The following is a 589-nucleotide window of genomic DNA, read 5'->3' on the forward strand; positions in this document are numbered from 1 at the left end:
TCATACAAGCAGTGGGTTCTGATCAACGGTGCAGTATGTGCGCTAGTTGCTAACGTTGGTCTAGCGCAATTGATTTCGCTCTCTGTACCTGTACTGTTTGCCCTTTACCCAGTGGCGATTGCTTTGGTTGCTCTTACCTTTGTTCGTAGCAAGCTGCCAAATCCTCGCTTTGCATACCGTGCGGTACTGCTAGTATCACTATTATTCGCACTTGTTGATGCAGCGAAAGTTGCTGGTTTGGATGTATCTGCGTTCAACGTACTACCGCTGTTTGAAGTGGGCATGGGTTGGGTTCTTCCTACTCTGTCAGCTATCATCTGCATGTTCTTCATCTCTAAATCTGTTCAACCAGAACTACGAGAAGAAGCGGCGTAAAGACGCCAGAAACTGAATAATGAAAAAGCCCGATGAAGTGATTCATCGGGCTTTTTTGTATCTGGTTCGCATCAATGTAAGCGTCGGTGCTTAAAGCGTATCGTGGAACTCCACAAGTACTTGTTCACACCACTTTTCAATTCGCTCGTCACTCAAATCGTATTGAGAGTCTTCATCTAGTGCTAGGCCAACAAATTGGCTGCCATCTTCCGTT

Annotated in this window: 1 protein-coding gene and 1 pseudogene; one reads left to right on the forward strand and one right to left on the reverse strand. The window is 45.8% G+C overall.

Annotated features, from left to right (window positions below):
- Positions 1–375, forward strand: a 375-nt coding sequence (locus R7Q46_RS28700) for a branched-chain amino acid transport system II carrier protein (RefSeq protein WP_318078512.1), incomplete at its 5' end; no start/stop codon positions are given.
- Between the two features lie 90 nt (positions 376–465).
- Here the strand turns inward: R7Q46_RS28700 and R7Q46_RS28705 are convergent.
- A pseudogene (locus R7Q46_RS28705) lies at positions 466–589 on the reverse strand (flavodoxin); the annotation flags it as partial.

This window comes from Vibrio sp. 811 (assembly GCF_033339195.1).